Source organism: Microcystis sp. LE19-131.1A (assembly GCF_027532015.1).
Lineage (GTDB): Bacteria > Cyanobacteriota > Cyanobacteriia > Cyanobacteriales > Microcystaceae > Microcystis > Microcystis ichthyoblabe_A.
Genome location: NZ_JAPZSS010000153.1, coordinates 1 through 4,357 on the forward strand (window position 1 = coordinate 1; position 4,357 = coordinate 4,357).

Consider the following 4,357-nt stretch of genomic DNA (forward strand, 5'->3'; position numbering starts at 1 on the left):
GCATTTTAAAAAGCATTATCGGAGACTGCGAAAGGCACAAAAAAGCCTTTCTCGAAAACAGAAAGGCTCAAAAAATCGGGAAAAAGCAAGAATCAAAGTAGCCAAGATTCACGCTCAAATGACCGATAGCAGAAAAGACCATTTACACAAGCTAACCACTCAATTAGTTCGTGAAAATCAAACGATTGTGGTTGAGAATTTAGCCGTCAAGAATATGGTCAAAAACCCGAAATTATCTCAGGCAATATCTGACGTTAGTTGGGGAGAAATCACTCGTCAATTAGCCTATAAATGCCGTTGGTATGGGAGAAATTACATCGAAATAGATAGATGGTTTCCTAGCTCTAAAAGGTGTAGTAATTGCGGGTATATTGCTGAGAAAATGCCGTTAAATGTTCGAGAATGGGATTGTCCAGACTGTGGGACACACCATGACCGAGATGTTAACGCTAGTAAAAACATTTTGGCCGCAGGGCTTGCGGTGTCAGTCTGTAGAGCGACCATAAGACCAGAACAGAGTAAATCTGTTAAGGCAGGTGCGAAAAATCCTTCGGGACAGAAGCAGAAACCTAAATCGTGAGGTTTGGGAATCGCCGTCCGTTTTACGGCGGCGAGGATGTCAACTTCTAGTCTAAAACTACCTGTATGATGATTGGAGAGGATAGAATCCTATCTCCCCTAAACGAGTAATTAAACAAAAATTTCGCTTTTTTTTATGGATAATCTGCAACTCTGGCAACGTTACCAAGATTGGTTATACTATCACCCTAACCTAGAACTTTATCTCGATGTCAGTCGGATTCCCTTCGATGAGGCTTTTCTCAAAGGTCTAGAAGCAAAATTCGAGCGTGCTTTCCAAGATATGGCAGCCTTAGAACAGGGTGCGATCGCCAATCCCGACGAACAGCGTATGGTCGGCCACTACTGGCTGCGCGCTCCTGAACTCGCTCCTAACCAGGAATTGCGGGACGAAATCACTGAACCCCTAGCACAGATCAAAGAATTTGTCAAGAAAATTCACTCCGGAGCAATTAAGCCGCCCAATCGGTCAAAATTCACCGATATTCTCTGTGTAGGCATCGGGGGGTCTGCTTTGGGTCCCCAATTCGTTGCCGAGGCTCTAGCACCCGATTTTCCCGCCTTAGAGATTGCTTTTATTGATAATACCGACCCCAAAGGCATCGATCGCACCTTAGCCCATTTACCCCTAGCTACCACCCTGGTTATCGTCACCAGTAAATCCGGCGGCACTCCCGAAGCGAGAAACGGAATGTTAGAAGTCCGCAACGCTTACGAAAAACTAGATTTAGACTTTCCCCAACACGCAGTCGCCGTCACTATGCCTGGTAGCCAACTGGACAAACACGCCCAAGATTGGCTAACTCGTTTCCCCATGCAGGATTGGGTCGGTGGTCGTACATCAGAACTATCCGCCGTCGGTCTTCTCCCGGCCGCTTTGCAGGGTATCGACATTAATGAAATGTTAGCCGGGGCCAAAGAAATGGACATCGCCACCCGCGTCCATAACCTGAAAAAAAATCCTAGCGCCCTACTGGCTCTAGCTTGGTATCATGAGGGCAATGGCAAGGGAGAGAAAGATATGGTGATTCTGCCCTACAAAGACAGTCTCTATCTCTTTAGCCGCTATCTGCAACAATTGGTCATGGAGTCCCTCGGTAAAGAAAAAGACCTCGATGGCAAGACGGTTTACCAAGGTATCGCCGTCTATGGTAACAAAGGTTCCACGGACCAACACGCCTACGTCCAACAATTACGCGAAGGGATTCCCAATTTCTTCGCCACTTTTATTGAAGTGTTAAAAGACCGACAAGGAGATTCCATCGAAGTGGAAACTGGCTCCACTGCTGGCGATTTCCTCTCAGGATTACTGCAAGGTACTCGACAAGCTTTATACGAAAATAGTCGTCACTCTATCACTATCACGATCCCAGAGGTCACTCCCCGTCAGGTAGGGGCCTTAATCGCCCTCTACGAACGGGCCGTTAGTTTCTATGCTAGTTTAGTTAACATTAACGCCTACCATCAACCCGGGGTAGAAGCAGGGAAAAAAGCCGCTGCTTCTATTCTGGATTTACAAAGAAAAATCGTGCAAGTTGTCCGGGAAACGGGCACTTCTCTCGACCTAGCCACTCTAGCGGCCAAAATCGGGGCTAGTGACCAAGTTGAAGCTATCTATAAAATTGTCCGTCATCTCAACGCTAATCGGCGCAGTTTAACTATTACTGGCGATTTAAGTAAACCAGAAACGATCCAAATCTCTGCACGCTAATCAGTTATCAGTTATCAGTTATCAGTTATCAGTTATCAGATGTAAGTTTTAAGTTAATTAGTTATTTAGTTATCAGATGTAAGTGAATTAGTTAATTAGTTATTTATTTATAGCGTTTCCTAAGCTAGTGAAGTACACTTGTTTTTCTTCCCTTTTGCCTTTTGCCTCTTGCCTTTTGCCTAAAACCCATAACTTTTGTACCTCAGCAGACTGAAAAACGCTATATCTTCATCTTTATCCCTGTTTACTGTTTACTGTTTACTGTTTACTTATTACTGTTTACTGATTACTGAATATAACTAACCATGGAAATGCTCGAAAACCTGAAAATGGCTTTTTCCGCTTTGATGGCCAATAAACTGCGTAGTGGTCTAACTATGCTGGGAATTGCTATCGGTAACGCCTCCGTCATTGCCCTAGTGGGAGTGGGTGAAGGAGCGCAAAAAGTCGCCCTAGAGCAGTTTGAAGCCCTCGGTCCGAATGTTTTATTTGTTTCCACCTCCTCGCGCAATGTCCGGCGGACAATTCCTAATCCCCGGCCGCTCACCTACGAAGATGCTCAAGCGATCGCATCTCAAGTTCCCGCCATTGCCGCCATTTCTCCCGAATTCAGCGGGAAAACAATCTTATCCTTCGGTAATAGAACCAGTAATAGCCCCCTAGTCGGGGTGGGAGCCGATTACCTAAATGTGCGTAACCGTCAACTATCTAAAGGTAGATTTATTATGGAATCTGACCTGAAACGGGATAATCGCGTGATTGTCTTGGGATCGGAATTAGCTAAAAATTTCTTTGGTAATCGCAATCCCGTGGGCGAAAATCTTCGCATCGGCAATCTTAGTTTTCAAGTCATTGGAGTTTTACAGGCGAAAGGCTCCTTATTTGAGGCTAATCAGGACGATCGAGCCTTAATTCCCCTAACTACCATGTCTAATCGGGTTCAAGGCCGCAGCTCTATCTTTGGCATTCCCCTAACTCATATTTCTGTCTTGGCCAAAAACTCCAGCCAAATTAAAGCCGCCCAGTTTCAGATTAGCAACCTGCTGCAAATGCGTCATCAGGTCAGCGACGAGAATTATGTGCAGATTTTCCCCCAAACCGCAATCCTAGAAATGGCCAAAGAAACTAACGATAGTTTAACTAGAATGTTAGCCTCGATCGCTAGTATTTCCCTTTTTGTCGGGGGAATCGGTGTCATGAATATTATGCTCGTGTCAGTCACGGAGAGAACCCAAGAAATCGGGTTAAGAAAGGCTTTAGGAGCGAAAGAAGGGGATATAAAAGGTCAATTCCTCATTGAATCGGTGATTTTAGCTACCACTGGCGGAATTATCGGCATTTTTGTCGGCATTCAAGGAATGTATCTAGCGGGAATTTTTGCCGCTTTAACCACCAGTGTCTCAATCCCCGCCATAATTCTCGCTTTAGGAGTTTCCAGTGCCATCGGTCTGATTTTCGGTGTTGTTCCCGCTCATCGTGCCGCTAAATTAGAGCCAATCGTTGCTTTGAGAAGATTATAGTTGCTGAAACTATCCAATCTATCCTACTCGAGTCTGACCAAGACAAAAAAGTGAAACTTGAAATTAAGCAGCAATTTCTTGACTCTCTAAGACAGACTGAAAAGGGAGAAAGGGAGATTTCAGCCGAGGAAGTAGCTAAAAAACTAGGCTTAAATTGGTAATAGCCTACTTGGTAGAATTTACAGCCGAAGCAATCGCTGGTTTAGCAGCACTCCCTGCAATTATTCAAGAGCAAATTTTCGGTAAAGTTCGCCTGTTGTCGGACAATTTTGCCAATTTTAGTCCTCAAGCTTTCAGTGCTAATTTGACTGGTCTTTTCAAGCTTCGAGTCGATGACTATAGAGTTATAGTCATTTCAATTAAAATTGGGAATATCAATCCCAGAGTTTTTAAGGATTTTGTCGGTCTATACTTTGCACGGCTGCAACTTGCATTTTTTACTCAAGGACAATAGTATAGTTTAAGAGTCATAATTAGAAGCAAAGCACTCATTAAAAACATGATTAACCTAGAATTCACGGAAGAAGAAAAGAACTCACTGTATTAT

General features: G+C 44.1%; 4 protein-coding genes. All 4 read left to right on the top strand.

Annotated elements, in window-relative coordinates; genetic code table 11:
* Positions 1-580 (top strand): RNA-guided endonuclease TnpB family protein (locus O9323_RS12245; protein WP_288125187.1); only part of this gene is annotated, 580 nt, incomplete at its 5' end.
* A 135-nt stretch (positions 581-715) separates the two neighbouring features.
* The gene (locus O9323_RS12250; RefSeq protein WP_288125188.1) at positions 716-2,290 is read left to right on the top strand and encodes a glucose-6-phosphate isomerase; all 1,575 of its coding nucleotides are present in this window, start codon (positions 716-718) and stop codon (positions 2,288-2,290) included.
* Positions 2,291-2,595: 305 nt separating this feature from the next.
* Positions 2,596-3,810 (top strand): ABC transporter permease, encoded by a 1,215-nt coding sequence (locus O9323_RS12255; protein ID WP_002752366.1) that lies wholly within the window; start codon positions 2,596-2,598, stop codon positions 3,808-3,810.
* Positions 3,811-3,979: 169 nt separating this feature from the next.
* Positions 3,980-4,264, top strand: a complete 285-nt coding sequence (locus O9323_RS12260; protein WP_288125189.1) for a type II toxin-antitoxin system RelE family toxin — start codon at positions 3,980-3,982, stop codon at positions 4,262-4,264.
* The last annotated feature ends 93 nt before the right edge of the window (positions 4,265-4,357 follow it).

What these genes read in the sequence shown, in the direction of transcription:
- O9323_RS12250 (WP_288125188.1), top strand. Translation starts at nt 716, where the DNA reads ATGGATAATCTGCAACTCTGGCAACGTTACCAAGATTGGTTATACTAT.
- O9323_RS12255 (WP_002752366.1), top strand. Translation starts at nt 2,596, where the DNA reads ATGGAAATGCTCGAAAACCTGAAAATGGCTTTTTCCGCTTTGATGGCC.